The following is a 24,760-nucleotide window of genomic DNA, read 5'->3' on the forward strand; positions in this document are numbered from 1 at the left end:
GAAGAGCCCGCTACCGCTCCAGACCGCGCCCTCTCCCTGGGGGAGAGGGTTGGGGTGAGGGCGCAGAGCCCCCCGGCGAGGCTTACTTCTTCTCGAACGCCGCCGCGGCGGTGGCGTAGGCCGCTTCGTGATAGTCGAATTCGGCGGACTGCACCAGCAGGGTTTCCTCGTCCTCGGTGAAGGCGATCACCGGGCGATAGGAGAGGCCGTCGGCCTTGATTTCGGCTTCGTCGATGAGCTTGGAAAGATCGAAGGCGAAGTCGCCGCAGATGGCCTTGGCCTGGGCGTCGGTGATGCCGTGTTTCTTGAGGGCATCGCGCAGCAGGGTGCTCCACTGGTATTGAAACTGGATACCCAGTTTGGCGTAGCTGGGACCGTAGTCGATTTCCATGAGTGTGTAACCGGGGCTTGGGAGGAGGGGGCGAACTCGCCACAGCGGTCAGCGAAATGACCGTTGTGAGCGCTGCCGGTGGCACTACGATGGCGTGCCACAAAGCCCAGGCAAAGGGGGGCGGGCCGGACGGCCAAATCTAATGACCGAGAGGCCCGCACCCAGGGACGAGCGGTTATTCGTGGACGATGCGCGAGTGATCGCGGGTGTCCTTCATGAAGACGTAGACCAGCAGCGAGCAAGCGATGCAGCCGGTCACGTACCAGTAGTAGCCGCTCTCCATGCCGATGCTCTTGAACCACAGCGCCAGGTATTCGGCGGTGCCGCCGAAGATGGACACGGTCAGCGCATAGGGCAGGCCGACGCCCAGGGCGCGGATCTCGGTGGGGAACAGCTCGGCCTTCACCACGGCGTTGATCGAGGTGTAGAAGCTGACGATCACCAGCGCCACCATGATCAGGCCGAAGGCGCCCCACCAGGAGGTGACGCTGCCCAGGGCGGTGAGGATCGGGTAGGTGAACAGGGTGCCCAGCACACCGAAGGCGATCAGCACCGGCCGCCGGCCGACGCGGTCGGAGAGTGCGCCGACCACGGGCTGCAGCAGCATGAACAGGAACAACGTCGCCGCCGAGATGGAGGTGGCGTCGGTCTTGCTCATGCCCACCGAGTTGACCAGGTACTTCTGCATGTAGGTGGTGTAGGTGTAGAAGGCCAGGGTGCCGCCCATGGTCAGGCCGACCACGGTGAAGAATTCCTTGGGATGGCGCATCAGGGTGCGCATCAAGGATTCCTTGGGTTTTTCCGCCTTCTTGAAGGAGCTGGTCTCTTCCATGCCGCGACGCAGGTAGAGCGCGGTCACGGCGCAGGCGGCGCCGATCAGGAAGGGAATGCGCCAGCCCCAGCTTTCCAGTTGTTCGACAGTCAGGGTCTGCTGCAGCACGATCAGGGTGGCCAGGGCCAGCAGCTGGCCGGAGATCAGGGTGACGTACTGGAAGCTGGAGTAGAAGCCGCGGCTTTCCTTGGTCGCCATCTCGCTCAGGTAGGTAGCGGAGGTGCCGTATTCACCGCCCACCGAGAGGCCCTGCAGCAGCCGCGCCAGCACCAGCATGATGGGGGCGGCGACGCCGATGGTGGTGTAGCTGGGGGTGAGGGCGATGATCAGCGAGCCGGCGCACATCATGATCACCGAGACCATCAGCGCGGACTTGCGGCCGGCCTTGTCGGCATAGAGGCCCATCAGCCAGCCGCCGATTGGGCGCATGAGAAAGCCCACGGCAAAGATGGCCGCGACGTTGAGCAGCTGCGCGGTCTGGTCGCCCTTGGGAAAGAAGGCTTTGGCGAAATACAGCGAGAAGGCGGCGTAGACGTACCAGTCGTACCATTCGACCAGGTTGCCGACAGAACCGCTGAAGATGGACTTGATGCGCTGCGAGGTGGTCTTGGGCGCGGTCTGGCCAGCCGCGAGGGTAGCGGTGCTATCCACAGGGGTATTCCTCTTGTCGTTGTTATTAGGGCGCTCGAGGCGTCGACAAGGGCTATAGCAGGGCGCGTGCCAGGTCGCGAAGCCGCGTCCTGAGTGGGTTTTGCAGTGGCGGATCGGCGAAAGATCGCCGAAAGGCGGTGAGCAATGAGCGGATTTCCGCCTATTGCCTTTCAATCCTCGTCGCGGAAGTCGGCCCGTACCAGGCCATGCCGCTGCATCTTCTCGTTGAGGGTGCGCCGTGGCAGTTGCAACTCGTCCATCACCGCCTTGATCTCGCCGCCGTGGCGGGCCAGGGCGGCGCGCAGGCACTGGGCCTCGAAGGCTTCCAGCTGATCGGCCAGGGAGTGGCCCGCGGCCGCGGTGGCGGGTGTACCCAGGCCGAGGGCCTCGCGCTCGGCGGCATTGGCCAGCTCACGGACATTCCCCGGCCAGCCGTGACCCAGCAGCTGGGCCAGGCGCGCCGCGCCGGGCGGGGTGACCGGCCGGCCCAGGCGGGCACCGGCCTCGGCGAGGAAGTGATCGAACAGCAGCGGGATGTCTTCACGCCGGGCGCGCAGCGGCGGCAGGTGCAGCTCGGCGACATTGAGGCGATAGGCCAGGTCTTCGCGAAAGCGCCCGGCGCGGGCTTCTTCCAGGAGATCCGGCTTGGTGGCGGCAACGATGCGCAGGTCCAGGGCGATGCTCTGGTTGGAGCCGAGGCGCTCCAGACGCTGCTCCTGCAGCACCCGCAAGAGCTTGACCTGCTGCGCCAGGGGCATGCTCTCGATCTCGTCGAGAAACAGGGTGCCGCCGTTGGCGTATTCCAGCTTGCCGATGCGCTTGCCCTGGGCGCCAGTGAAGGCACCGCTCTCGTGGCCGAACAATTCGCTCTCGAACAGCTGCTCGGGGATGGCCGCGCAGTTGAGGGCGACGAAGGCCTTGCCGGCGCGGGGACCGAAGTCGTGCAGGCAGCAGGCGACCAGTTCCTTGCCGCTGCCGGTCTCGCCGCGCAGGAGCACGTTGACCGGTGTCGGCGCCAGGTCGAGGATCTGCTGGCGCAGGCGGACGATGCCGGGCGAGACGCCGAGCAGGCGGCGGGCGAGCGCGCTCTGGTCGTCGACCCGGCGATGCAGCTGGCGGTTCTCCAGCACCAGCCGGCGCTTTTCCAGGGCGCGGCCGAGATCGCCGAGCAGTGCCTCGGGGCTGAAGGGCTTTTCCAGGAAATCGTAGGCGCCCTGGCGCATGGCGCTGACCGCCAGGGCGACGTCGCCGTGGGCGGTGAGCAGGATCACCGGCAGGTCGGGATCCAGCGCCTGCAACCGGTCCAGCAGGGCCAGGCCGTCCATGCCGGGCATGCGCACGTCGCTGACCACCACGCCGGCGAAATCCGGCGTCACGGCCGCCAGGCAGTCTTCGGCGCGGGCGAACAGCCGCACCTGATGCCCCGACAGCTCCAGCCACTGGCGCACCGCTTCGCGGATGCTGGCTTCGTCGTCGACCAGATAGACCTGGGCTTGCATGGGGGCGTCCTCTCGCGGCCGGTGCGCCGCTACCTTGCCCTAAGGCTGGCGAGTGGTCGAGTCCCTAACCGGGACCCGGCAGCACCGGCAGGCCCAGGCGGGCGCAGGCGCCGCCTTCGGGACGGTTGTCCAGTTCGATGCGTCCGCCCAGGTGCTGGGCGACGGTCTGGACGATGGACAGCCCCAGGCCGGCGCCGTTGGCCGCTCCACTGCTGTAGAAGCGTTCGAACAGCCGCGGCAGGATCTCCACGGGAATGCCGGGGCCCTGGTCGAGGATCTGGATCTCGGCCCAGCCGGCGGCGACCTCCAGCCGGACGCGGATCTCGCCGCCGGGGGGCGAGACATTGACTGCGTTGGTCAGCAGATTCTGCAGGGCGATGCCCAGCATGGCGCTGTCGCCGTGGACCTGTACCTGGCTGGCCTCGGCGTCGAGGCTGAGGTCCAGGCCCTTGTCGAGAATCCAGGGCCCCAGTTCTTCCAGGGTGGCGCTGAGGGCGGTGCGCAGGTCGAAGCGCTGCTCGGCGCTCCAGCTCGGCCGGGGTTCCAGCCGGGCCAGGATCAGCAGTTGGTTGACCACCCGGGTCAGCCGATCGGTGCCGCTGACGACGAATTTCAGCGCCTCGTCGCGGGCCGCCGCGGTCTGCGCGGACAGGGCGTTCTGCGCATGCAGGCGCAGCACCGCCAGGGGCGTGCGCAATTCGTGGGCGGCGTCGGCGATGAAGCGGCGTTCGCGCTGCAGCAGTTGTTCGATCTGCAGCAGCAGGCGATTGAGCGCGGCCTGCATGGGTTCCAGTTCGCGCGGCAGCGGATCGAGCTGCAGCGGTTGCAGGGATTCCGGATCGCGGTGGCGGATCAGCCCGGCCATGCGCCGCAGCGGCCGCAGGCCCCAGCCGATGGCCAGCCAGGCCAGCAGCGACAGCAGCACCAGGCCGATCAGGTGCGGCGTGAGGGTATGGCGCAGGATGCGGCGGACCAGATCGGCGCGGACCTCTTCGCGCTCGCCGACCCAGAGCATCAGGTCATGCTCGGGATCGGGCAGCAGAAAGCCATACCAGGCCTCGCCCTCCAGGGTCTGCTCGGTGAAACCCGGGGTCGTCGGCATGATGAAGATGGGCGCGCTGGGCGAGCGCATCAGGGGGTCGCCGCGCGCGTTCCAGGCCTGGAAGGCCATCTTGGCCTCGTATCTGTGGCCATAGGGGCTGTCGGTGGCTTCGGCCAGGGCCTGGGTGACACTGGCATGCAGCGCCAGGCGGCCTTCGCCGCGGGGTGCGGCGCGCAGCATGCCCTGCAGGATGCGCGCGCTCTGGGCCAGCTGCGCATCGTAGATTTCGCCGATCTCGCGCTGGCTGTCGTGGACGTTGGTCAGGGCGATCAGCAGGGTGCCGATCAGCAGCAGCGAAAGCACCAGGCCGACGGTGCGGCGGCGGATGGAGGTCATGGGCACTCGAGGCGGTAACCGATGCCCCTGACCGTGCGGATCAGGTCGGCGCGCAACTTCTTGCGCAGGTTGTAGATGTGGACTTCCAGGGTGTTGCTTTCCACCCCCTCGTCCCAGCCGTAGAGCAGCCCCATGAGGCGATCGCGACTGAAGATCTTGCCCGGATTGGCCAGCAGTTCGTGCAGCAGCTGGTATTCACGCGGGGTGAGGTTGACCGGCTGGCCGTCGAAGGTGACCCGGCGGGTGGCCGGGTCGAGGGATATGCCGCCCCCTTCGAGCTGGATCTGCGAGGGGCCGTTGCGCCGCCGCAGGAGGGCGCGCAGGCGGGCCTTGAGTTCCTTGATGTCGAAGGGCTTGACCAGGTAGTCGTCGGCGCCGGCGTCGAGGCCGTCGACCCGGTCCTCGGTGTCGTCGCGGGCGGTGAGGATCAGCACCGGGGTGGTCAGGCCGTTGGCGCGGCTCTGACGCAGCACCTGGATGCCGTCCAGGCGCGGCAGGCCGAGATCCAGCACCACCAGGTCGAAGCCCTCTTCGCGCAGGGCGTGGACGGCGCTTTCGCCGTCCTTGAGCCAGTCCAGGGTATAGCCCTCTTCCCGCAGACTGGTGCGGATGCCCTCGCCGAGGTCGGGATCGTCTTCGATCAGCAGCACGCGCATGGAGGCCTCGTCACTTCAGCTTCTGGTCGACGTCCTTGAGCAGCGCGGCGATCTCGCCCCGCCGTCCCTGGTCGGCCAGTTCGCGTCCGGGCCGTGGTGCGGCCTGCTGCGCCTTGAGCAGGGCGGCGCGGGCTTCGGCATAGCGCTTCTGGCGATACAGGTGGTCGCCCCAGAAGTATAGGGTATCGATGCCGCTGGGGTTGAGGGCGAGGGCCTGCTGCAGCAGACGATCGGCTTCGCTGGCGTCACCGAAGGCGATCGGCCAGCCGGGAACCCGGTCGTAGAGGGCGGCGAGACTGGTGTAGGCGGACCCCTGCAGCGCCGTGGGATCGAGCTTGAGCGCCTGTTCCAGGTCCGTGCGGGCTTCCTTGACCTTGCCCAGCGCACCCAGCCCGCCCTGGGCGCCGGCCCAACTGCTGAGCACGATGCCCTGCCAGATCAGCGCCGGGGCCGACTGGGGGGCGGCCTGGGTGAAGGCGCGCGCCTCGCCGGCCAGCTGTTCGAAGGCGGCGGGCTTTTCGGTGCTGGGCAGGCGGTACTGGATCTCGGCCCAGCGCTGCTGGATCTGCGCCAGGCGCTGGCCATCGTCGGCCAGGGCGAAGGGGCTTGCGAGCAGCGCGGCGAGCAGCAGGCCGAGGGCCTTGCGTGGGGACGTCATGGGTGTTTCTCCGGAGCGAAGGCGGGATCGATGAAGCGGCGGATCACCGGAAGCTGGCGGCGCAGGGCGCGATCCACCAGGCCGGGCAGCAGGCCGTTGAGGCGGACGAAGAGCTTTTCCGGCCAGCCGAGATGGAGTTCCTGGCGATCCTCGACCAGCGCGCGGATCACCGCGCCGGCGACCACGGCGGGGTCGTCCACCTGGCTCTTGAGCGCCTGGTTCACGGCCATGGCCGCCGGACTGTTCATCGCCGTGCGGGTGGCGCGGGGCGCCACGTAGAGCACCCGGATGCGGGTATCGGCCAGCTCCCGGCGCAGGGCCTGGGTGAAGCCGCGCAGGGCGAACTTGCTGGCGCAGTAGGGCGCATAGCCGGGATAGCCGATGGACCCCAGGGTGGAGCCGACATGGGCGATCACCGCCCATGGCTGGCGGCGCAGCAGCGGCAGCAGCAGGCGGGTCAGCTGGATGGCCGCGCCGATGTTGATCGCCAGCAGGTTGTCGATGGCGTCTTCGTCGAGGGCTTCGAGCAGGGCGAAGCTGTTGCTGCCGGCGGCGTTGAGCAGCACGTTGACGCCCTGGCCGCGACTGGCCTCGGCCAGCACCGCCTGGCGATCGACCCGGCGGGTGAGGTCGGCATCGAGCAAGCGCAGCCGGCCGCCCAGGCGCTCGGCCAGCGGCTGCAGGGTGCGGGTGTCACGGGCCACCGCCAGTACCTGGGCGCCGCCGGCGCAGAGTTGTTCCACCAGCGGCAGGCCGATGCCGCCACTGGCTCCGGTCAGCAGGATGCGGCAGTCAGGCAGCTGCATGGCGCTGCTCCGGTTGCTGGCCGGCGCCGGGCAGGGCGCGGAACATGTCGGCATAGAGGCGATAGACCACCTTGGACACGCGGATCACCGCGGCCTGGTCGGCCGGATCGTCCAGGCGATCCATCAGCTGGCGATAGGTCGCCATGTGCTCCTGGTCGAGGCTGCCGTGGGAGTCCAGGTAGCTGAAGGCGGTGGCCGGCAGGCCCAGCTGGCCGCGGATGGCGCCGGCCGCCTGGGTGGCCAGGGCGATGCTGGTGCCTTCGAGCACATTGACCATGCCGAACAGGCCGACCGGGTTGTCGCGGGCGATGAAGTCGTAGAGATAGGCCACCATCAGCTCGATGGACAGCCCGGGACGGCTGGCACGCACCGCCTCGGCATCGCCTCCGCAGGCGGCGATGTCATTGAGGATCCACTGGTCGTGGCCGTATTCCTCCTCGATGTATTCGCAGACCGCGCCGCGCAGCCATTCCAGCCGCGCCGGCAGGCGGGCGCCGCAGGCCATCATCAGCGGCGCGGTGTGGCGGACGTGGTGATAGGCCTGGCCGAGAAAGGCGACATAGCTCTCCAGGGCGACGTCACCGCTCAGGGCGGCACAGATGATGGGCACTTCGAACAGCGCCTGGCGCTGCGCGGCGGTTTCGGCTTGCAGGGTGGCGAAGAAACTCATGGGTGTATCTCCAGAAGGTCCGAGAGCAGGGCCGCGTGGTGCGCCTGGATGGCGTCGCGGCGAAGGCGTCCGGTCGCGGTGAGCAGGCCGTTGGCGGGGGTGAAGGGTTCGGCGAGGCGGCACCAGGCGCCGATGCGGGCGTAGTCGGGCAGGCGCTGGTTGAGGCAGGCGACCTGATCGGCGAGAAAACGGTCGGGCAGGTCCGGTTGCCGCGGCCAGAGCAGCGCCACCAGGTGCCGGGCGCCTTCGCCCTGGACATAGGCCTGGGCGATGGGGCCGCCCTGGGTGAGTTCGGCCTCGATCCAGCCCGGGTCGACGTTGCGTCCCGAGGCCAGGCTGAACTGGTGTTTCTTGCGCCCGCGCAGATAGAGGTAGCCGTCGGCGTCGAATTCGCCGAGATCGCCGGTGGCCACCTCGTCGGTGGCGCTGCCGGGCTCGCCCAGGTAGCCGGCGAAATCGACGCCGCCGACCAGCACTTCGCCGTCGGCGGCCAGGCGCAGGCGGACGTGGGGCAGGGGCTGGCCGACGCTGCCCGGGCGGTTGGCGTCAGGGCGATTGAGGGCCACCACCGAGGCGCATTCCGACAGGCCATAGCCCTGGAATACCGGCAGGCCCAGGGCGCTGGCGCGGGTCAGCAGCGCCGCGCTCAGCGGCGCCCCACCCACGGCGGCGAAGCGCAGCGGGTCCAGTCGCAGCAGGCCACGCTCGCCCAGTTCCACGAGTCCCTGCAACAGCTGCGGCATGAGGATCAGACTGTGCGGCTGGCGCTGCTGCAGGCAGGCGGCCAGCTGTGCCCAGTCGATGCCGGCGGAACCGCTGACGCCCTGGTCGGTGCCCTTGAGCACCACCACCTCGGCACCGGCCAGCAGGGCGGCATAGACCCCGAGATTTTCCAGCAGGATGCCCAGCGACAAGAGCACCTGATGGCGCTCGGGCGCCAGCGGCCGGCTGGCGGCTGCCAGGCTGGCGGCCACCCGCAGCAGTTGCCCGGCCTTCAGGCAGACGCCCTTGGGCGTGCCGGTGGTGCCGGAGGTATAGGTGAGCTTGGCGGTGTCTGCCGGCAACGGAGTGCGCGCCGCTGCCGGCCGCTGCCAGCCGCCGGCGCCCGCGGTGAAGCCTGCCGCGGCCCATTCCTGGGTGCGCTCGGGGCGCCCCAGCAGGAGATCGGCGCCGCAGTCGCGCAGGACGTGAGCACGCTGCGCGGGACTGAAGAAGTCCGGCAGGGTCACGCAGGGCAGCCCGGCGCGCAGGGCGGCCAGGTCCCAGGCCAGCAATTCGGGGCCGTTGGGCAGGTCCAGCGCCAGCCGCTGGATCTCGTGCTCGCGCAGCCAGGCGGCGCGGGCGGTGATCTCCTGCAGCAGCCGGGCATAGCTCCAGGTCTCGTGACTGCCGGTCAGCGCCGGCCGGTCGCCGTGCCAGGCGTGACGTTCCAGGGTGGTGAAGAAATCGACGACGGAGCGGGCTTCAGGCGACATGGCAGTCTTCCTCGCCAAGGGTGGGAAGGCCCAGGCGGGCGAAGATGCCGGCCTGCAGCAGCTGGTGATAGCCCTGCTGGATGTCGCCGGCGCAGACCTGGGGAGCGTTGGCGTAGTAGGAGCCCCAGCTCTCGCGTTCGGCGCCCAGGCAGGCCGGATCGGCCGCGCCCAGTACCTGGGGGGCCAGACCGAGGCGATGAAAGCTGTTGATCAGCCGGGTGGGGCCGGTGAAGGTGACCCAGCGCCGGCCGCTGCGGGCCAGCAGCCAGGTGGTGACGATGATCAGCAGGCGCGCCTGGCCAGGACCCAGCGCCGCCAGATTGCCGACCTCCACCACCTCCGCGCGATCAATCGGCCGGCCGAGCGCCGCCGCCACGTGGGTCTCCACCGGCTGCGGTAGATAGCGTTCGAGAAACAGCGGCTGGTCGAGGGCGGGGCGGATGCCCACCGCCGCCTGCAGCACGCCTTCGGCATTGCGCAGGGCGAGCAGCAGCGGCAGGAAGTGGCTGATGCGGGCGCCATGCTCCAGGGCGAAACGGGCGCCGATGAAGGCCTCGGTCGCCTGGCGACCGGGCGCCTCGAGCGGCTCCAGGCGGGCGAACAGCGAGCTGCTGCGATCGGCCAGGGTAAAACCTTGCGGGGACTGCCAAGTCACGTCGAGCATCGCGACCTCTCCGGGGGAATGCGAGGTGCAGTCTTGGCGGTCAAGCTGAAGGCAATCTGAAGCGCCGCTTCATCGCAGCTTCAGGTTGCACGGCTAGGGTCGTGCTCTGTATTCCCCAGGGGAGCCCTGCCATGCCCGAAGAAGAGACCTTTGCTGCCGCGCCCGAGGAGTCGGCCGACAGTCACTGGCCGCTGGTCCGGATCCTCGCCGGCGTCCTCGCCAGCGCCCTGCTCGGTGGCGTCGGCCTGCCGCTCCTGGATGCCACCCGCGGTCCCTGGGATGTGGCGACCCTGCTGGTGACCGGGCTGCTCGGCTGGGGCTTCGCCCTGCTGGTGACGCTCTGCGTGCGCTAGGCCGCTGACGCCGGCGCAGCCGGCAGCCGCAAGGCGAAGACCGCGCCTTCCACAGCGTTGCTGGCCGTCAGGCTGCCGCCCTGGGCCTGGACGATGGCCGAGGACACCGCCAGGCCCAGGCCGAGGCCTTCGCCGACCGGCTTGGTGGTAAAGAAGGGATCGAACACCTGGTCGAGGTGCTCGGCGGCGATGCCGCCGCCGTTGTCGGCCACCTCCAGCAACCAGTGTTCTCCCTCCCGCGCGAGGCTGACCCGGACCTGCGGTCCGGATCGCTCCGCCACGGCGTCCAGGGCGTTGCGCAGCAGGTTGACCAGCACCTGCTCCAGGCGGATGGGGTCGCCCAGCAGCCAGGCCGGGCGCGGCAGCTCCAGGATTAGCTCCACGGCCAGCTCGGCGCGGCGCGCCTCCAGCAATTCCAGCGCCTGGTCCACCACCCGGGCCAGATCGACCCGCTCGCGCAGGCCGGCAGGCGTCTTGCGCGCATAGGTCTTGAGGTGGGCGGTGAGGCCGCTCATGCGGGTCAGCAGGCCATCGAGGCGCTCCAGGGCGGCACGGGCTTCGTCCAGCCGACCGTGATCCAGCAGCAGGCGCAGACTCGCCAGGTGCATGCGCTGGGCGGTGAGCGGCTGGTTGATTTCATGCACCAGGGCCGCCGACATCTGCCCCAGGGCGGCCAGCTTGGCGGCCTGCACCAGGCCGTCCTGGGCGGTGCGGAGTTCGGCGGTGCGGGCCTCCACCAGTTGCTCCAGTTCCAGGCGACTGCGCTGGCGCAGGCGCTGCAGGCGGCGCCGTTGCGCCCACAGGAGACCCGCGCAGACCAGCAGCAGCCAGGCGCAGGCGGCGGCCAGCGCCGCGCCCGGGCCGCCGCCCTGCAGGTCGCGGGTGGGCCGCAGCAGGTGCAGGGTCCAGCCTTCGCTGGGCAACGGCAGGCTGTCCCAGAGGTAGTCGGCGCTGCCTTCGGGAGCCTCGATGTGCGCCACCTGGCGCTGCTCGCCGAGCACCCGCTGCTGGCGATAGGGCAGGGGTTGCAGGGTGCGCCTGTCGTACTGGCGGGTGGTGGCCAGTTCGGCGCGCTCGGCCGGGGTCAGCTCGCGCAGCAGGCGATAGCGCCAGGCCGGGCGATTGGCGGCAAAGACCACGCCGCGCGCATCGCTCACCAGCAGGACCTCGGGATGCTCGCCCCAGCGTGCCTCGATGGCGGGGAATTCCAGCTTGACCACCACCGCGCCGAGAAAGCGCCCCTGGGCGTCCAGCACCGCATGGGAGAGGAAATAGCCGGGAATGCCGGTGGTGACCCCCACGGCATAGAAGCGGCCGCTGCCGCCGGCGAGGGTCTCGCGAAAATAGGGCCGGAAGCCGTAGTTGTGGCCGACATAGCTGGTGGGCAGCCGCCAGTTGCTGGCGCCGATGGCCAGACCGCTGCGATCCAGCAGCTCCAGGGTCGAGGACTGGGCGGCCGTGTTCAGGCGCTCCAGCTTGAGATTGAGACGCTCGGTGGCGGCGGCATCGGGCGGGGTGGTGAGCGCGGCGATCAGCTCCGGGTCCTGGGCCAGCACCGTCGGCAGGGCGCGAAAGCGGTCGATCAGGGTCTGCAGGCCGCTGGCATGCAGGCGCAGCTGTTCCTGGCCGAGCAGGCTGGCCTCGGCCAGGCTCGCCTGTTCGGCGCGGTGCCAGGCCTGGCTGCCCAGCAGCAGGCAGCCGAGCAGGGCGAGCAGCAGGACCGGCAGCAGGCGCAGGGCTGGGGGCATGGCAGGGGACCGTGACAGGGATGGCCGGACGATAGCACGGCGGGGAGGAGGTGGCTCAGGCCGAGGCGGCGGTGCGCTGGGCGATCTGCTCGGGCTGGAAATCGCAGGTGAAGCAGCTGCCCTCGCCGGGCACGCTGTGGATGTCCAGGCCGCCGCGATGGCGGATCAGCACGTGCTTGACGATGGCCAGGCCCAGGCCCGTCCCGCCGGTACTGGAGGCGCGGCTGGCGTCGAGGCGATAGAAACGCTCGGTCAGGCGTGGCAGGTGGCGGGCGTCGATGCCGGGTCCATTGTCCTGCACCGCGACGTGGGCGCCCTCGGCGTCCTGCCAGGCGCGCACCCGCACCTCGCCGCCCTCGGGGCTGTACTTGACGGCATTGAACACCAGGTTGGAAAAGCAGCTGCGCAATTCGGTCTCGCTGCCCAGCAGCGCCAGGCCCGGTTCGCATTCCAGGCTCAGCCGATGGCCCACGGCGCCGGACAGGGCGCGGCCATCCTGCAGGATGGAGGCGAGCAGCGGCTCCAGCGTCACCGGGCGGTTGTCGGCGGGATAATCGGTGGCTTCCAGGCGCGCCAGCAGCAACAGGTCGTCGATGGTGTGCTGCATGCGTCCGGCCTGCTGCTGCATCTGCCCCAGCGCCCGCCGCCAGCGCGGAGTGGCGTGGTCGGCATTGTCCAGCAGGGTCTCCAGGTAGCCGGTGATCACCGTCAGCGGGGTGCGCAATTCATGGGAGACGTTGGCGACGAAATCCTTGCGCATCTGTTCCAGCTGGTGGAGGCGGGTCACGTCGCGCACCAGCAGCAGCCGATCGCCCTCACCGAAGCGGGTGACCAGGATGTGCAGGTATTCATCGTCGTTGAGCGGCGAGGCCAGTTCCAGCGGCTCGCCGTAGTCGCCGCCGAGAAAGTAGTCGGAAAAGCGCGGATGGCGCACCAGGTTGGTGATGGGCTGGCCGAGGTCCTGAGGCTGGCGCAGGCCGAGCAGGGTTTCCGCGGCGCGATTCCACCACTCCAGGTTGCCGTGCCGATCCACCAGGATGATGGCGTCGCGCAGGGCCTCGGTGGAGGCCTGGGCGCGGCCGATGACGGCGAGCAATTCCTCGCGCTGACGCTGTTCGTGGCGCTGGCGGCGATAGAGCCGGTCGAGCACCTCGCCCCATAGCCCCTCGGCTTCCGGCGGCGCGCCCGGGGCGTCGCTCAGCAGCCAGGCGTGCAGGCGCAGCAGGTGCCTCAGCGTGACCGCCAGATAGACCGCCAGTCCCAGGGCCACCGCCAGGCCGACATGGCCGAAGGGCCAGCCGGCCAGGGCGCAGCCGGCGACCACGGTCGCCAGCTGGGTGGCCAGACGGGAGCGCCAGTTGATGTTCACGGCGGCGGTGATCCCGCGTCAGAGTTTGGTGGAAAAGCGATACCCGGTGCCGCGCACCGTCTGTACCAGGTTTTCGTAGGTCTCGCCGAGGGCCTTGCGCAGGCGGCGGATGTGCACGTCCACGGTGCGTTCCTCGACATAGACGTTGCCGCCCCAGACCTGATCGAGCAATTGGCCGCGGGTGTAGGCGCGCTCCTGGTGGGTCATGAAGAACTGCAGCAGCCGGTACTCGGTAGGACCCATCTCGGCGGGGGCGCCGTCGATGGTCACCCGGTGGCTGATCGGATCGAGGATCAGGCCGTTGACCTCCAGCGGACCGTCGCTCTCCATGTGGCCGGTGCGGCGCAGCACGGCTTTCAGGCGCGCCACCAGCTCACGGGGCGAGAAGGGCTTGGTGATGTAGTCGTCGGCGCCGGTTTCCAGCCCCTGGACCTTGTTGTCCTCGTCGCCCTTGGCCGTGAGCATGATGATGGGGATGGCGTCGGTCAGCTCGTCGCGCTTGAGGCGGCGGGCCAGTTCCAGGCCGGAGGTGCCGGGCAGCATCCAGTCGAGCAGGATGAGATCGGGCTTGCGATCGACGATCAGGGCGTGGGCGTCCTTGCTGTTGTCCGCCTCCAGGCATTCATAGCCCGCCATTTCCAGGGCCACGGCGATCATCTCGCGAATGGGCGCCTCATCGTCGACGATCAGGATGGATTTACCCGTCATGGAGCGCTCTGCCTCTCGAGTCCTTGCAATGTGCCGTGCATTAGATAGCGCCAATATTGCAGCTATGTGACAAGGCTGTCATATCTAACTTTTATCCCACAATATGGGATGATGTATCACATATTGAGATTTACCGCCGAGGCTTCTAGAGTGAAGGCCATGAACGACAACAATTCCAACAGGGGCGAAGCGCCCAGCGGGGCCCAGGCCCTGTTTCGCGGCCTGGCCGTGCTCGAAGCCGTGGCCGCCGGGGCCGACAGCCTGGCCCAGGTCGGCACCGGCATCGGCTGCACCCGCAGCACCACCCATCGGCTGGTCGCCGCCCTGATCCAGGCCGGCTATCTGCGCCATGACGGCGGGCGGCTGATCCTGGGCAGCCATCTCATCGCCCTCGGCTACCAGGCCCGCGAGCAACTGCCGCTGACCGGTGTGGCCCGGCCCCATCTGCAGCGCCTGGCCCAGCACTGTGGCGACACCGTGCACCTCGGCGTGCGCGAGGGCGGCGACGTGCTCTATCTCGACAAGCTGCCGGGCAGCCGGGGCCTGGAGATGAGATCCCGCGTCGGCCTGCGCATGCCGCTGGCGCTGACCGGGGTCGGCAAGGCGCTGATGCTCGATCTCGCCGAGGGCGAATGGGAGGCCCTCTATGGCGAAGGCGTGGCCCGGCGGACCGGTCAGCCCGGCCTGCGCGAGGACTTCCTGCCCTGGGCGGACTATCGCGCGCGGCTGCGGCGCCACGCCGCCGAGGGCTATGCCCTGGATCTGGAAGAGAACGAATTGGGCATCCGCTGCGTGGCCGCACCCATCCGCGGCGCCGATGGCGCCATCGTCGCGGCCCTGAGCGTGGCCAGTGCCATCCCCTACATGCCCGAGGCGCGGCTGCATGAACTGCAGCCCGAGGTCACTGCCTGCGCCCGGGCCATTTCCCGCGAACTCGGCTGGAGTCCCGCATGACCGCCACCCCGCACCTCATCGGCCTCGACTGGGGCACCTCGTCCCTGCGAGCCCAGCTGTTCGACGCCCAGGGCGCCGTGCTGGAAACCCGCAGCCGCCCCTGGGGCATCATGCATGTGCCGGATGGCGACTTCGCCGCGGCCTATCGCACCCTGGTGGGCGACTGGCGCGAGGCCCAGCCGGACCTGCCCGCCCATCGCCTGTGGCATGGTCGGCAGCCGCGGCGGCTGGCGCGAGGTGCCCTATGCCGACTGCCCGGCCGACGTCCACAGCCTGGCCGCCGGCCTGCTGCGCCTGGACACGGGTTGCGGCGAGCTTCATCTGGTCCCCGGGGTGATGCAGCGCGGCGCCTTGCCCAACGTCCTGCGCGGCGAGGAAACCCAGGTGTTCGGCGCCCTCGAACTGGAGCCGGACCTGGCCGCCGAAGCCCTGCTGGTGCTGCCCGGTACCCATAGCAAGTGGGTACGGGTGCGAGACGGTCGCCTGACCGAGTTCGCCACCTACATGACCGGCGAGCTGTTCGCCGTCTTGCGCGACCACTCCATCCTGGGTCGCCCGGCTACCGAGGCCGGTCCCGAAGCCAGCGCCGAGGCCTTCCGCCTGGGCCTGGTCACCGCCCGCGATGCCGGCGCCGAGGGCCTGTTCGGCCGGCTCTTCACCGCCCGCAGCCGCGTGCTGGCCGGCGAGCTGGGCGCGGCGCACAGCCTCGACTACCTGTCCGGCCTGCTGATCGGCGAAGAGCTGCGCAGCCAGGTCGCCGCCCTTGCCGGCGCCACCTGCCCACCCCTGGTGCTGATCGGCGACGCGGCGCTCTGCCAGCGCTATCGCGACGCCCTGGCGCTGTTCGATATCCATCAGGTCCGCCTGCTGGAGCAGGCCACCCGGGCCGGGCTCTGGCGCCTGGCCCAGGCCGCCGGCCTGCTCCCCATCACTGGAGATTCCCATGCTTGATACCTATCTCAAGGACCTGCCGCTGATCGCCATCCTGCGCGGCGTCACCCCGGACGAGATCGTCGCGGTCGGCCATGCCCTGTACGACGCCGGCTTTCGCGTCATCGAGATCCCGCTCAACTCGCCGCAGCCCTTCGAGAGCATCCGCCGACTGACCGCGGAGCTGGGCGAAAGCTGCCTGATCGGCGCCGGCACCGTGCTCACCGAGGCCCAGGTGGCCGAGGTGGACGCCGCCGGTGGCCGGCTGATCGTCTCGCCCAACGCCAACCTGGCGGTGATCCGTGCCAGCAAGGCCGCCGGCCTGGTCAGTGCCCCGGGCGTGGCCACCCCCTCGGAAGGCTTCGCCGCCCTCGACGCCGGCGCCGACAGCCTCAAGCTGTTTCCCGCCGAGCAACTCGGCCCGGCGGTGGTCAAGGCCTGGCGCGCGGTCTTCCCCAAGGCGCTGGCGCTCTTGCCGGTGGGCGGCATCACCCCGGACAACATGGGCCCCTATGTGGCCGCCGGCGCCAACGGCTTCGGCCTCGGCTCGGCGCTGTACAAGCCGGGCCTGAGCGCCGCCCAGGTGAGTGCCAATGCCCAGGCCTTCGCGGCGGGGTGGCGGGCGGTAAAGAACGCTTAAAGCTCGCGGTCATGGACCGCTCCTACAGATACCCGGTGCTCTTGTAGGAGCGGTCGCAGCGGCGAACCGCCATGACCGCGATTCCTCGATCCAACAATTAAAATCGAGATTCCCACACCATGAAGATCACCAAACTCACCACCTACGTCGTCCCGCCGCGCTGGTGCTTTCTCAAGATCGAGACCGACGAGGGCATCCACGGCTGGGGCGAACCCGTGCTGGAAGGCCGCGCCCACAGCGTGGCGGCGGCGGTCGAGGAACTGGCCGACTACCTGATCGGCAAGGACCCGCGCAATATCGAGGACCACTGGACGGTGCTCTACCGCGGCGGCTTCTATCGCGGCGGCGGCATCCACATGAGCGCCCTGGCCGGCATCGACCAGGCGCTGTGGGACATCAAGGGCAAGGCCCTGGGCGTCCCGGTGCACGAATTGCTCGGCGGCCAGGTGCGCGACAGCATCCGCGTCTACTCCTGGATCGGTGGCGACCGCCCGGCGGAGACCGCGGCCCAGGCCCTGGAGCGCCAGGCCAAGGGCTTCACCGCCATCAAGATGAACGCCAGCGAAGAGATGCAGTTCGTCGACACCTACGACAAGGTCGACCAGGTGATCGCCAACGTCGCCGCCATCCGCGACGCCTGCGGACCGCACTTCGGCATCGGCGTGGATTTCCATGGCCGGGTGCACAAGCCCATGGCCAAGGTGCTGGTGAAGGAACTGGAGCAGTTCCGCCTGATGTTCATCGAGGAGCCGGTGCTCAGCGAGCACCACGAGGCGCTCAAGGAGATCGCCCTGATGAGTAACACGCCCATCGCCCTGGGCGAGCGGCTGTACTCGCGCTGGGACTTCAAGCGCATCCTCCAGGAAGGCTACGTCGACATCCTGCAGCCCGATCCGTCCCATGCCGGCGGCATCACCGAGACGCGCAAGATCGCCAACATGGCCGAGGCCTATGACGTGGCCATCGCCCTGCATTGCCCCCTTGGCCCCATCGCCCTGGCGGTCAACCTGCAGCTGGACGCCAACTGCTACAACGCCTTCATCCAGGAGCAGAGCCTGGGCATCCACTACAACCAGGGCAACGACCTGCTGGACTACATCAAGAATCCCGAGGTGTTCGACTACGCCGATGGCCACGTGAAGATCCCCCAGGGACCGGGGCTGGGCGTCGAGGTCAACGAGGAATTCGTCAAGGAACAAGCCGCCATCGGCCATCGCTGGCGCAACCCGGTGTGGCGGCACAAGGACGGCAGTTTCGCGGAGTGGTAAATCTTCGATTCAACGCTGCTGCGCTTGCCGGAGCGGCGTCGAAAGCCGGTTCGAAATGCTCATGCACTTGACGTGCACTCCGCTTTTTCACCGACTTTCGCCTTGCTCCACCTGCGCTCGCGACGCGTTGCTTTCGAAGATGGGTACCCGGCTATTCCCTCACCCCAACCCTCGCCCGAGGGGAGAGGAGTCAAGAGCAGGAGCGCGGAGTTTCGCTCTCGTTCGGACCGTCCCCTCTCTCTTTGGGAGAGGGGCAGGAGCAGGAGCGCCGACCTTGATCTCCGCACCGCACATCCCCTCTCCCTCCGGAAGAGGGCCAGGGTGAGGGCCGCCGCGGCGCCCTGACACCCAGCCATCGACAACGCTCGCCACAACGTCAATTACAGGACCCGAGCCATGCCAACCCCTACCCAGGCCTCTCCGGCGGCGGCAACGTCCGCGCCGACCCTGGCCAAGCCCAGCCGGGCGCGCTTCTTCATCATGACGCTGCTGTTCGTCACCGTGGTGATCAACTACCTCGACCGCAGCAACCTCTCCATCGCCGCCCCGCACCTGGCCCAGGACCTGGGCATCGAGCCGGTGCACATGGGGCTGATCCTCTCGGCCTTCGGCTGGACCTACGCCGCCATGCAGATCCCCGGCGGCTGGCTGGTGGACAAGGTCGCCCCGCGCATCCTCTATCCGGTGGCCATCGCGCTCTGGTCGCTGGCCACCATCGGCCTGGGTTTCGTCGGCAGCTTCATCGGCCTGATCATCCTGCGTCTCGCCGTGGGCGCCCTGGAGGCACCGGCCTATCCGATCAACAACCGGGTGGTCACCACCTGGTTTCCCGAGCGCGAGCGGGCCACCGCCATCGGCTTCTACACCTCCGGCCAGTTCGTCGGCCTGGCCTTTCTCACCCCGGTGCTGATCTACCTGCAGCAGACCTTTGGCTGGCACATGGTCTTTGTCGTCACCGGCGGCATCGGCCTGCTCTGGGCGGTCATCTGGTACGGGATCTATCGCGAACCCAAGGATTTCCGCGGCGCCAACGCCGCCGAGGTCGCGCTGATCCAGGAAGGTGGCGGTCTGGTCGATCTGGAGCAGAAGAATCGCAGCCGCGCCGCCTTCCAGTGGCGTGACCTCTGGAGCGTGCTCAACAAGCGCAAGCTCTGGGGCATCTACATCGGGCAGTTCTGCCTCAACTCCACCCTCTGGTTCTTCCTCACCTGGTTCCCCACCTACCTGGTGAAATACCGCGGCATGGACTTCATCAAGGCCGGCTTTCTCGCCTCGCTGCCGTTCCTGGCTGCCTTCCTCGGGGTGATCTGCTCGGGCCTGCTATCGGACTGGCTGGTCCGCCGCGGCGCCTCCGTGGGCCTGGCGCGTAAGCTACCGATCATTGGTGGCCTGTTGATCTCCACCAGCATCGTCGGCGCCAACTTCGTCGACTCGCCCGCCCTGATCATCGCCTGCCTGGCGCTGGCCTTCTTTGGTAACGGTCTGGCCTCCATCACCTGGTCGATGGTCTCGGCCATGGCGCCGGAGCGACTGATCGGCCTCACCGGCGGGATGTTCAACTTCATCGGCAACCTCTCGGCCATCTGCGTGCCCATCGTCATCGGCTTCCTGGTCAAGGACGGCAGTTTCGCCCCGGCCATCGCCTTCATAGGCGTGACCGCGCTGGTCGGTGCCCTCTGCTATGGCCTGGTGGTGGGCAAGGTGGAACGTCTGCCCGAATAAGGGCGACTAAAGAAGCGCTCGCCGGAGGCGCCTCCCGTCCTGGATGCGGAGGCGCTCTGCCACCGGCCCTGCCGGACCCATAACGACAACAAAGGAGTCTCCTCATGCCTCTCGCCCGCCGCACCTTTCTTGGCGTGTCCCTGGCCGCCTCGGCCGGCCTGGTCGCCAGTCGCGCCCTGGCCGACGACAAGTTCGGTCTCTCCCGCAACTGGGAGGGCAAGCCGCCCATCGTCATGCCCGATCCGGCCTGGGAGATCCACGACCAGGCCTTCAAGGGCCGCCTGGGCAATGCCTTCGTCGAACGCCTCTGGTCCGGTGGTCTGTGGACCGAAGGGCCGGTATGGATGGCCGACTGGCGCTGCCTGCTGTTCAGCGACATCCCCAACGCCCGGGTGATGCGCTGGAGCGTCGACGACGGTCACGTCAGCGTCTATGACGACCAGTCCCACAACGCCAATGGCCATACCCGTGATCGCGAGGGCCGGCTGATCAGCTGCGAGCATGACAGCCGCCGCGTCACCCGCCGCGAGTTGAACGGCAGCGTCACGGTGCTGCTCGACCGCTTCGACGGCAAGCCGCTGAACGCCCCCAACGACGTGGTGGTCGGCGCCGATGGCGCCATCTGGTTCACCGATCCGGGCTACGGCATCCTCGGCGCCTACGAGGGCCACAAGGCCGAGTTCGAGCTGCCCACCAACGTCTATCGCATCGATCCCCAGGGCAAGGCCACGGTGGCGGCGGGGGATTTCGGCCGCCCCAACGGCCTGGCCTTCGCGCCTGATGGCAAGCGGCTCTATATCAGCGACACCGCCGGCGGCGGCAATCCCGGCAAGCCCAACCACCTGCGTGCCTTCACGCTGAAGGATGACGGTACCCTGGGCGGCGGCGAGGTGCTGATCGATGCCAAGGAGCAGGGCGTGATCGACGGCTTCCGCGTCGACAGCGACGGCAATCTCTGGTGCAGCTGGGCCGGCTCGGCCGAGCAGAACAGCGTGCGCGTGTTCAACCCGAGCGGCCAGCCGCTGGCTACCCTGCACCTGCCGGAAACCGTCTCCAACGTCGAATTCGGCGGCCTCAAGGGCAATCGCCTGTTCATCACCGGCGGTGGTTCGCTCTATGCCACCTATGTGAACGCCCAGCCGGCGCGGCTCTGGTAAGGGGTTCTCACCGGCCGAACCAAGGGTCGTCAGACGGGTCTGTAACAGGCGGATACGGAACGACCCGCGACAACAAGATCGCCCACAAGGCGAGCGAGGAGCCTCAGTCATGAGCAACACCACTACCAACGCCGACGGTCACGTCACCGAAAAGGCCCAGCCCAAGGCGATCTTCGCCTGCCTGATGGCCGCCCTGGCCGGTCTGATGTTCGGCCTCGACATCGGCGTCATTTCCGGCGCCACCAAATTCATCCAGCAGGAATTCCAGATCTCCGATCAGGTGATCGAATGGATCGTCTCCAGCATGATGGCCGGTGCCGCCCTGGGCGCCCTCGGCGCCGGCTCGCTGTCGGCCAAGCTGGGTCGCAAGAAGTCGCTGATGCTGGGCGCCGTGCTGTTCGTGATCGGCTCGATCCTCTGTGGCCTGGCCACCTCGCCGACCATGCTGATCTTCGCCCGCTTCCTGCTGGGCCTGGCCATCGGGATCGCCTCCTTCACCGCGCCGCTGTACCTGGCCGAGGTGGCTCCGGAAAACATCCGCGGCTCGATGATCTCGCTGTACCAGCTGATGATCACCGCCGGCATCCTGATCGCCTTCCTGTCCAACACCGCCTTCAGCTACTACGAAGCCTGGCGCTGGATGCTCGGCATCATCGCCATCCCCGGGGTGCTGTTCCTGATCGGCGTCTTCGCCCTGCCCGACAGCCCGCGCTGGCTGATCATGGCGGGTCGCCGCGAGGAAGCGATCAAGGTCCTGCACCGGCTGCGCGGTGACGAAAAGGTCATCCAGCAGGAGGTCGCCGAGATCGAAGAGCAGCTCAAGGTCCCGCAAAAGGGCTGGTCGCTGTTCAAGGAGAATCCCAACTTCCGCCGCTCGGTGGGCCTGGGCGTGCTGCTGCAGGTGGTGCAGCAGTTCACCGGCATGAACGTGGTGATGTACTACGCGCCGCGCATCTTCGAAGGCATGGGCTACGACACCGCCGCCCAGATGTGGTTTACCGCCGCGGTGGGTCTGACCAACGTGCTGGCCACCTTCATCGCCATCTTCCTGGTCGACAAGTGGGGCCGCAAACCCATCCTCTATACCGGCTTCGTGGTCATGGCCGTGGGCCTGGGCGTGGTCGGCACCATGCTCGGCATGGGCAACCTGAGCCATGGTCAGCAGACCTTTACCGTGATCATGCTGCTGATCTTCATCGTCGGCTTCGCCATGTCGGCCGGTCCGCTGATCTGGACCCTGTGCTCGGAAGTCCAGCCGCTCAAGGGCCGCGACTTCGGCATCGGCTGCTCCACCTTCACCAACTGGATCGCCAACATGATCGTCGGCGCCACCTTCCTGACCATGCTGGGCACCCTGGGGCAGGGCACCACCTTCTGGATCTATGCCGGACTGAACGTGGTGTTCATCTTCCTGGTGTTCCTGCTGGTACCGGAAACCAAGGGTGTCACCCTGGAGCGCATCGAACGCAATCTGATGCAGGGCAAGCGCCTGCGCGATCTCGGTCAGTAGGGTCGAGCGCACAGGAAAACGCCCGGCAATGCCGGGCGTTTTAGTTAGCGGTCCCAGCCTCTATGTCGGTGCTTGGCATGCTTCCAGCCCTTGCCGGGATGGTCGCGATAGCGACGGTCGTCGCGGCCGCTGTCGCCCAGGTTGTTGCCCAGGGCACTGCCGGCGCCGCCACCCAGGGCCGCGCCAACCAGGCCGCCGGTGCTGCCACCGACCCGATTGCCGATCACGTTACCGCCAGCGGCGCCCAGGCCCCCGCCAAGGGCGGCCTCGGTACGATTGCGACGGTCCGCGCCCAGTACACCACCCGCTGCACCCCCCACGCCGGCACCGATGGCCGCGCCGGTGCTGCCGCCGACCTGCTGGCCGACCAGAGTACCGAGCACGCCACCCACGGCGCCGCCGAGTCCGGCTTCGGTATTGCCCGCATAAGCCGGGGCAACGCCCGCCAGGGCAAGCAACAAGAACAGGGCTGAAGGTTTCATGGAGTCCACTCCGTGGTAGAGACGAGTCGATCCTCGGCAAAAATCGCTGCCCTGGCAAGTACCGAACGGTCGTTTGAATGGTAAAGGTTGTCTTTACCCATTCCTTTGATTTCCTTGAACAAACCTATACGGGATTAATGGGTCTCGCGCCGCTGAACGCGTCTGGAACAGGGTCTGCAGCCTGGCCCAGGCTGGTCTAGACTCAAGGCGATCGCGCTGCCAAGGGGACTCCATGATCCGAGCTCGTCTGTTGTCTGGCTGTCTCCTGTTCCTTGCCAGTGCCAGTGCCAGCGCCTCAGCCTGGGAATACACCCTCATCGCTCCCGACAAGCCGGTGCAGAACTGGAGCATCAGCAGCGATCGCCTGGGTCTGCGCGACGGCCTGGCCTTTACCGTCGGCGTGCACCGCCTGAGTGGCGGGCGCCTGGAGGGCTCGGTGCTGATCGAGATCGATACCGGCGCTATGCAACTCACCGTGGTGGCGACCCGCGGCATGAACGTCCTGCGCGCCCAGGCCGGCACCCTGCGACTGGGCTGGGATTCCCCGGTACGCGAGGTGGTCAATCCGGCCTTCGTCAACCTGGAAAGCCGCAACGGCCTGGGCTGGCTGGAAGGCTTCAACGAACTGGTGGCGCGCGCCGGCTTCGAGTGGGTCGGCCATCCGGGCATGGACAGGGGGCAGCTGCTGACCCTGCATGGCCGGGCCAGCTACCTGCCGGCCAGCCAGGTGGTGCTGACCATCGACGAACAGCCGCCGCACCGCATCAGCCTCAGGGGCGTGCTGCACGAAGAGGCCTTCAAGCAGGCCAACTTCCGCATCGACACCGAACTGGTGACCCAGGCCGGGGCCACCGGCTTCACCCTGCACGACCGCCTGACCAACCAGGGGGCACATACCGCCGAGTACCAGGTGCTCTATCACAGCAATTTCGGTCCGCCGCTGCTCGGCGAGGGCTCCCGGTTCGCCGCTCCGGTGCGGGAGGTGTCACCCTTCGATGCGCGGGCATGCCAGGAGCTGGGGGAATGGCAGGCCTATCGTGCGCCTATGCCGGGCTATGGCGAGACGGTCTACAACCTCTACCCCTGGGGCGACGATCAGGGGCGCAGCCTGGCGGTACTGCACGATCGCAGTGCCCACCAGGGCGTGGCGCTGGCCTTCAATGTGCGGGAGCTGCCGGTCTTCACCCTGTGGAAGAACACCGATGCCAAGGCCCAGGGCTATGTCACCGGCCTGGAACCGGGCACCAGCTTTTCCTACAACCGCAGCCAGCAGCGGGCGCTGGGGCTGGTGCCGCGGATCGAAGCCGGCGGCACACGCGACTTCACCCTCGATTATCGGTTGCTGGCCACCGCCGCCGAGGTCCGGCAGGCGCTGGCGCAGGTCGAAGGCATTCGCCACGGACGGCCGACCAGGGTGCGAGAGGCGCCGCTGGCCCAGGAGCCCTAGCGGTCGGGCTAGCGCCGCGCGGGCAACGGCCGGGTGCGACCGCTGCCATCGATGGCGACAAAGACGAACACCGCCTCGGTCACCTTGCTCCATTCGCTGGACAGGGGATCGTCGCTCCAGACCTCGATGAGGATCTGGATGGAGCTACGGCCCACCTCCAGGGTGTTGGTATAGAAGGAGAGCTGTGCGCCCACGGGCACCGGCGTCATGAAGGCCATGCGGTCGATGGCCACCGTGGCCACGCGGCCAGCCGCCAGGCGACTGGCCATGGCGCTGCCAGCCAGGTCCATCTGAGCCACCAGCCAGCCGCCGTAGATGTCGCCGAAGCCGTTGGTCTCGCGGGGCAGAGCGGTGATCTGCATGGCCAGGTCGCCCTGGGGGATGGGATCTTCTTGTTCGAGCTCTTCGATCATGACAGGGCCCTCGGGAGCCCGGATAGGTAGGTAACGTTCAGCATCTGCACGCAAGAATGCTGCCAATCTCTCTGGGGAGATCGTTAGGGGGCTACAGTATAACGCCTGGGGCAGGGCGGCTCGACCGCTTTTGCACCAGGATGGAACAGTCATAGCTCGGCAGATGAGCCCTGAATGGGCACTGAATGAATAGCGGAAATTCCTTGCAGATTTGCTATCGTGGAGACCGTGCACGGCCAGGCAATCCAGAGGGTCGTGCACGTCCGATGATCAGGTAATGATCGGTAGACCTGCTGCTGCCGTGCTCCACAAGAGCGCA

23 protein-coding genes and 1 pseudogene are annotated in these 24,760 nt (G+C 68.2%); 9 read left to right on the plus strand and 15 right to left on the minus strand.

The genetic code is table 11. The annotated features are described in order from the left end of the window. Window positions 1-82: 82 nt before the first annotated feature. The 10 genes from QE393_RS20855 to QE393_RS20900 form a co-directional block, all read right to left on the minus strand. Window positions 83-391: a hypothetical protein gene (locus QE393_RS20855; protein WP_017642364.1), complete on the minus strand. Its 309-nt coding sequence runs from the start codon at window positions 389-391 to the stop codon at window positions 83-85. Window positions 392-566: 175 nt separating this feature from the next. Continuing rightward, window positions 567-1,874 carry an MFS transporter gene (locus tag QE393_RS20860; protein WP_241807963.1) on the minus strand — a complete coding sequence of 436 codons (1,308 nt, stop codon included), beginning with the start codon at window positions 1,872-1,874 and terminating at the stop codon, window positions 567-569. Window positions 1,875-2,044: 170 nt separating this feature from the next. Beyond that, entirely contained in the window at window positions 2,045-3,373 is a 1,329-nt protein-coding gene (locus QE393_RS20865; RefSeq protein ID WP_310045428.1) for a sigma-54 dependent transcriptional regulator, read from the minus strand. A 64-nt stretch (window positions 3,374-3,437) separates the two neighbouring features. Next, window positions 3,438-4,811 (minus strand): ATP-binding protein, encoded by a 1,374-nt coding sequence (locus QE393_RS20870; RefSeq protein WP_310045430.1) that lies wholly within the window; start codon window positions 4,809-4,811, stop codon window positions 3,438-3,440. Beyond that, window positions 4,808-5,467: a response regulator transcription factor gene (locus QE393_RS20875; protein ID WP_310045431.1), complete on the minus strand. Its 660-nt coding sequence runs from the start codon at window positions 5,465-5,467 to the stop codon at window positions 4,808-4,810. Before QE393_RS20875 ends, QE393_RS20870 begins: the two co-directional genes overlap by 4 nt. A 10-nt stretch (window positions 5,468-5,477) precedes the next feature. Further along, on the minus strand, window positions 5,478-6,125 hold the full coding sequence (locus tag QE393_RS20880) for a hypothetical protein (RefSeq protein WP_310045432.1): 648 nt from the start codon (window positions 6,123-6,125) through the stop codon (window positions 5,478-5,480). Next, on the minus strand, window positions 6,122-6,931 hold the full coding sequence (locus QE393_RS20885) for an SDR family oxidoreductase (protein ID WP_310045435.1): 810 nt from the start codon (window positions 6,929-6,931) through the stop codon (window positions 6,122-6,124). The genes QE393_RS20880 and QE393_RS20885 overlap by 4 nt, the downstream gene beginning before the upstream one ends. Then, window positions 6,918-7,601, minus strand: coding sequence for an iron-containing redox enzyme family protein (locus tag QE393_RS20890; RefSeq protein WP_310045436.1), 684 nt, complete (start codon window positions 7,599-7,601; stop codon window positions 6,918-6,920). Before QE393_RS20890 ends, QE393_RS20885 begins: the two co-directional genes overlap by 14 nt. Beyond that, window positions 7,598-9,076, minus strand: a complete 1,479-nt coding sequence (locus tag QE393_RS20895; RefSeq protein ID WP_310045437.1) for an AMP-binding protein — start codon at window positions 9,074-9,076, stop codon at window positions 7,598-7,600. Before QE393_RS20895 ends, QE393_RS20890 begins: the two co-directional genes overlap by 4 nt. Continuing rightward, entirely contained in the window at window positions 9,066-9,740 is a 675-nt protein-coding gene (locus tag QE393_RS20900; protein WP_310045438.1) for a thermostable hemolysin, read from the minus strand. The genes QE393_RS20895 and QE393_RS20900 overlap by 11 nt, the downstream gene beginning before the upstream one ends. Window positions 9,741-9,871: 131 nt before the next feature. On the opposite strand from QE393_RS20900, the gene QE393_RS20905 reads away from it, so the two are divergent. After that, on the plus strand, window positions 9,872-10,093 hold the full coding sequence (locus tag QE393_RS20905) for a hypothetical protein (RefSeq protein WP_310045440.1): 222 nt from the start codon (window positions 9,872-9,874) through the stop codon (window positions 10,091-10,093). Here QE393_RS20905 and QE393_RS20910 read toward each other — a convergent pair. The 3 genes from QE393_RS20910 to phoB are packed head-to-tail and all read right to left on the minus strand — an operon-like array spanning window position 10,090 to window position 13,918. Next, entirely contained in the window at window positions 10,090-11,841 is a 1,752-nt protein-coding gene (locus QE393_RS20910) for an ATP-binding protein (RefSeq protein ID WP_310045441.1), read from the minus strand. The two genes, QE393_RS20905 and QE393_RS20910, sit on opposite strands and share 4 nt — an antisense overlap. Window positions 11,842-11,896: 55 nt before the next feature. Continuing rightward, entirely contained in the window at window positions 11,897-13,210 is a 1,314-nt protein-coding gene (phoR, locus tag QE393_RS20915; RefSeq protein WP_310045442.1) for a phosphate regulon sensor histidine kinase PhoR, read from the minus strand. An 18-nt stretch (window positions 13,211-13,228) separates the two neighbouring features. Beyond that, window positions 13,229-13,918: a phosphate regulon transcriptional regulator PhoB gene (gene phoB / locus QE393_RS20920; RefSeq protein ID WP_133860036.1), complete on the minus strand. Its 690-nt coding sequence runs from the start codon at window positions 13,916-13,918 to the stop codon at window positions 13,229-13,231. 159 nt (window positions 13,919-14,077) lie between these two features. On the opposite strand from phoB, the gene QE393_RS20925 reads away from it, so the two are divergent. The 7 genes and pseudogenes from QE393_RS20925 to QE393_RS20955 all read left to right on the plus strand — a co-directional run bounded on the left by QE393_RS20925 (window position 14,078) and on the right by QE393_RS20955 (window position 22,099). Next, window positions 14,078-14,872, plus strand: coding sequence for an IclR family transcriptional regulator (locus QE393_RS20925; protein ID WP_310045443.1), 795 nt, complete (start codon window positions 14,078-14,080; stop codon window positions 14,870-14,872). Then, window positions 14,869-15,823, plus strand: a pseudogene (locus QE393_RS20930) (2-dehydro-3-deoxygalactonokinase). The gene QE393_RS20925 and the pseudogene QE393_RS20930 overlap by 4 nt, the downstream one beginning before the upstream one ends. Continuing rightward, window positions 15,816-16,442 (plus strand): 2-dehydro-3-deoxy-6-phosphogalactonate aldolase, encoded by a 627-nt coding sequence (locus QE393_RS20935; RefSeq protein WP_310045444.1) that lies wholly within the window; start codon window positions 15,816-15,818, stop codon window positions 16,440-16,442. Before QE393_RS20930 ends, QE393_RS20935 begins: the two are co-directional and overlap by 8 nt. A 119-nt stretch (window positions 16,443-16,561) precedes the next feature. After that, window positions 16,562-17,710, plus strand: a complete 1,149-nt coding sequence (gene dgoD, locus QE393_RS20940; protein WP_278388069.1) for a galactonate dehydratase — start codon at window positions 16,562-16,564, stop codon at window positions 17,708-17,710. 396 nt (window positions 17,711-18,106) lie between these two features. Further along, window positions 18,107-19,432, plus strand: a complete 1,326-nt coding sequence (locus tag QE393_RS20945; protein WP_310045445.1) for an MFS transporter — start codon at window positions 18,107-18,109, stop codon at window positions 19,430-19,432. Window positions 19,433-19,536: 104 nt separating this feature from the next. Further along, the gene (locus tag QE393_RS20950) at window positions 19,537-20,589 is read left to right on the plus strand and encodes an SMP-30/gluconolactonase/LRE family protein (protein ID WP_310045447.1); all 1,053 of its coding nucleotides are present in this window, start codon (window positions 19,537-19,539) and stop codon (window positions 20,587-20,589) included. A gap of 109 nt (window positions 20,590-20,698) precedes the next feature. After that, entirely contained in the window at window positions 20,699-22,099 is a 1,401-nt protein-coding gene (locus QE393_RS20955; RefSeq protein ID WP_133860029.1) for a sugar porter family MFS transporter, read from the plus strand. A gap of 44 nt (window positions 22,100-22,143) precedes the next feature. Here the strand turns inward: QE393_RS20955 and QE393_RS20960 are convergent, their stop codons facing one another. Further along, window positions 22,144-22,581, minus strand: coding sequence for a hypothetical protein (locus QE393_RS20960; RefSeq protein ID WP_273805634.1), 438 nt, complete (start codon window positions 22,579-22,581; stop codon window positions 22,144-22,146). A 232-nt stretch (window positions 22,582-22,813) separates the two neighbouring features. Here QE393_RS20960 and QE393_RS20965 point away from each other — a divergent pair, with 232 nt between their 5' ends. Next, a complete protein-coding gene (locus QE393_RS20965; protein WP_310045449.1) occupies window positions 22,814-24,028 on the plus strand; it encodes an aldose 1-epimerase family protein in 1,215 nt (404 codons plus the stop codon). Window positions 24,029-24,036: 8 nt separating this feature from the next. Here the strand turns inward: QE393_RS20965 and QE393_RS20970 are convergent, their stop codons facing one another. Then, window positions 24,037-24,438 (minus strand): acyl-CoA thioesterase, encoded by a 402-nt coding sequence (locus tag QE393_RS20970; protein WP_026083995.1) that lies wholly within the window; start codon window positions 24,436-24,438, stop codon window positions 24,037-24,039. Window positions 24,439-24,760: the final 322 nt, after the last annotated feature.

The sequence above is a fragment of the Pseudomonas sp. SORGH_AS_0211 genome, from assembly GCF_031453455.1.
Lineage (GTDB): Bacteria > Pseudomonadota > Gammaproteobacteria > Pseudomonadales > Pseudomonadaceae > Chryseomonas > Chryseomonas aestiva.

Bases quoted from the DNA above. Each gene is read 5' to 3' on its own strand.
- QE393_RS20955 (WP_133860029.1), top strand. From the start codon at position 20,699: ATGAGCAACACCACTACCAACGCCGACGGTCACGTCACCGAAAAGGCC.
- QE393_RS20895 (WP_310045437.1), bottom strand. From the start codon at position 9,076: ATGTCGCCTGAAGCCCGCTCCGTCGTCGATTTCTTCACCACCCTGGAA.
- QE393_RS20890 (WP_310045436.1), bottom strand. From the start codon at position 7,601: ATGAGTTTCTTCGCCACCCTGCAAGCCGAAACCGCCGCGCAGCGCCAG.
- QE393_RS20965 (WP_310045449.1), top strand. From the start codon at position 22,814: ATGATCCGAGCTCGTCTGTTGTCTGGCTGTCTCCTGTTCCTTGCCAGT.
- QE393_RS20945 (WP_310045445.1), top strand. From the start codon at position 18,107: ATGCCAACCCCTACCCAGGCCTCTCCGGCGGCGGCAACGTCCGCGCCG.
- QE393_RS20905 (WP_310045440.1), top strand. From the start codon at position 9,872: ATGCCCGAAGAAGAGACCTTTGCTGCCGCGCCCGAGGAGTCGGCCGAC.
- QE393_RS20910 (WP_310045441.1), bottom strand. From the start codon at position 11,841: ATGCCCCCAGCCCTGCGCCTGCTGCCGGTCCTGCTGCTCGCCCTGCTC.
- QE393_RS20960 (WP_273805634.1), bottom strand. From the start codon at position 22,581: ATGAAACCTTCAGCCCTGTTCTTGTTGCTTGCCCTGGCGGGCGTTGCC.
- dgoD (WP_278388069.1), top strand. From the start codon at position 16,562: ATGAAGATCACCAAACTCACCACCTACGTCGTCCCGCCGCGCTGGTGC.
- QE393_RS20885 (WP_310045435.1), bottom strand. From the start codon at position 6,931: ATGCAGCTGCCTGACTGCCGCATCCTGCTGACCGGAGCCAGTGGCGGC.
- QE393_RS20855 (WP_017642364.1), bottom strand. From the start codon at position 391: ATGGAAATCGACTACGGTCCCAGCTACGCCAAACTGGGTATCCAGTTT.
- QE393_RS20900 (WP_310045438.1), bottom strand. From the start codon at position 9,740: ATGCTCGACGTGACTTGGCAGTCCCCGCAAGGTTTTACCCTGGCCGAT.
- QE393_RS20950 (WP_310045447.1), top strand. From the start codon at position 19,537: ATGCCTCTCGCCCGCCGCACCTTTCTTGGCGTGTCCCTGGCCGCCTCG.
- QE393_RS20935 (WP_310045444.1), top strand. From the start codon at position 15,816: ATGCTTGATACCTATCTCAAGGACCTGCCGCTGATCGCCATCCTGCGC.
- QE393_RS20870 (WP_310045430.1), bottom strand. From the start codon at position 4,811: ATGACCTCCATCCGCCGCCGCACCGTCGGCCTGGTGCTTTCGCTGCTG.
- QE393_RS20875 (WP_310045431.1), bottom strand. From the start codon at position 5,467: ATGCGCGTGCTGCTGATCGAAGACGATCCCGACCTCGGCGAGGGCATC.
- QE393_RS20880 (WP_310045432.1), bottom strand. From the start codon at position 6,125: ATGACGTCCCCACGCAAGGCCCTCGGCCTGCTGCTCGCCGCGCTGCTC.
- QE393_RS20925 (WP_310045443.1), top strand. From the start codon at position 14,078: ATGAACGACAACAATTCCAACAGGGGCGAAGCGCCCAGCGGGGCCCAG.
- QE393_RS20865 (WP_310045428.1), bottom strand. From the start codon at position 3,373: ATGCAAGCCCAGGTCTATCTGGTCGACGACGAAGCCAGCATCCGCGAA.
- phoB (WP_133860036.1), bottom strand. From the start codon at position 13,918: ATGACGGGTAAATCCATCCTGATCGTCGACGATGAGGCGCCCATTCGC.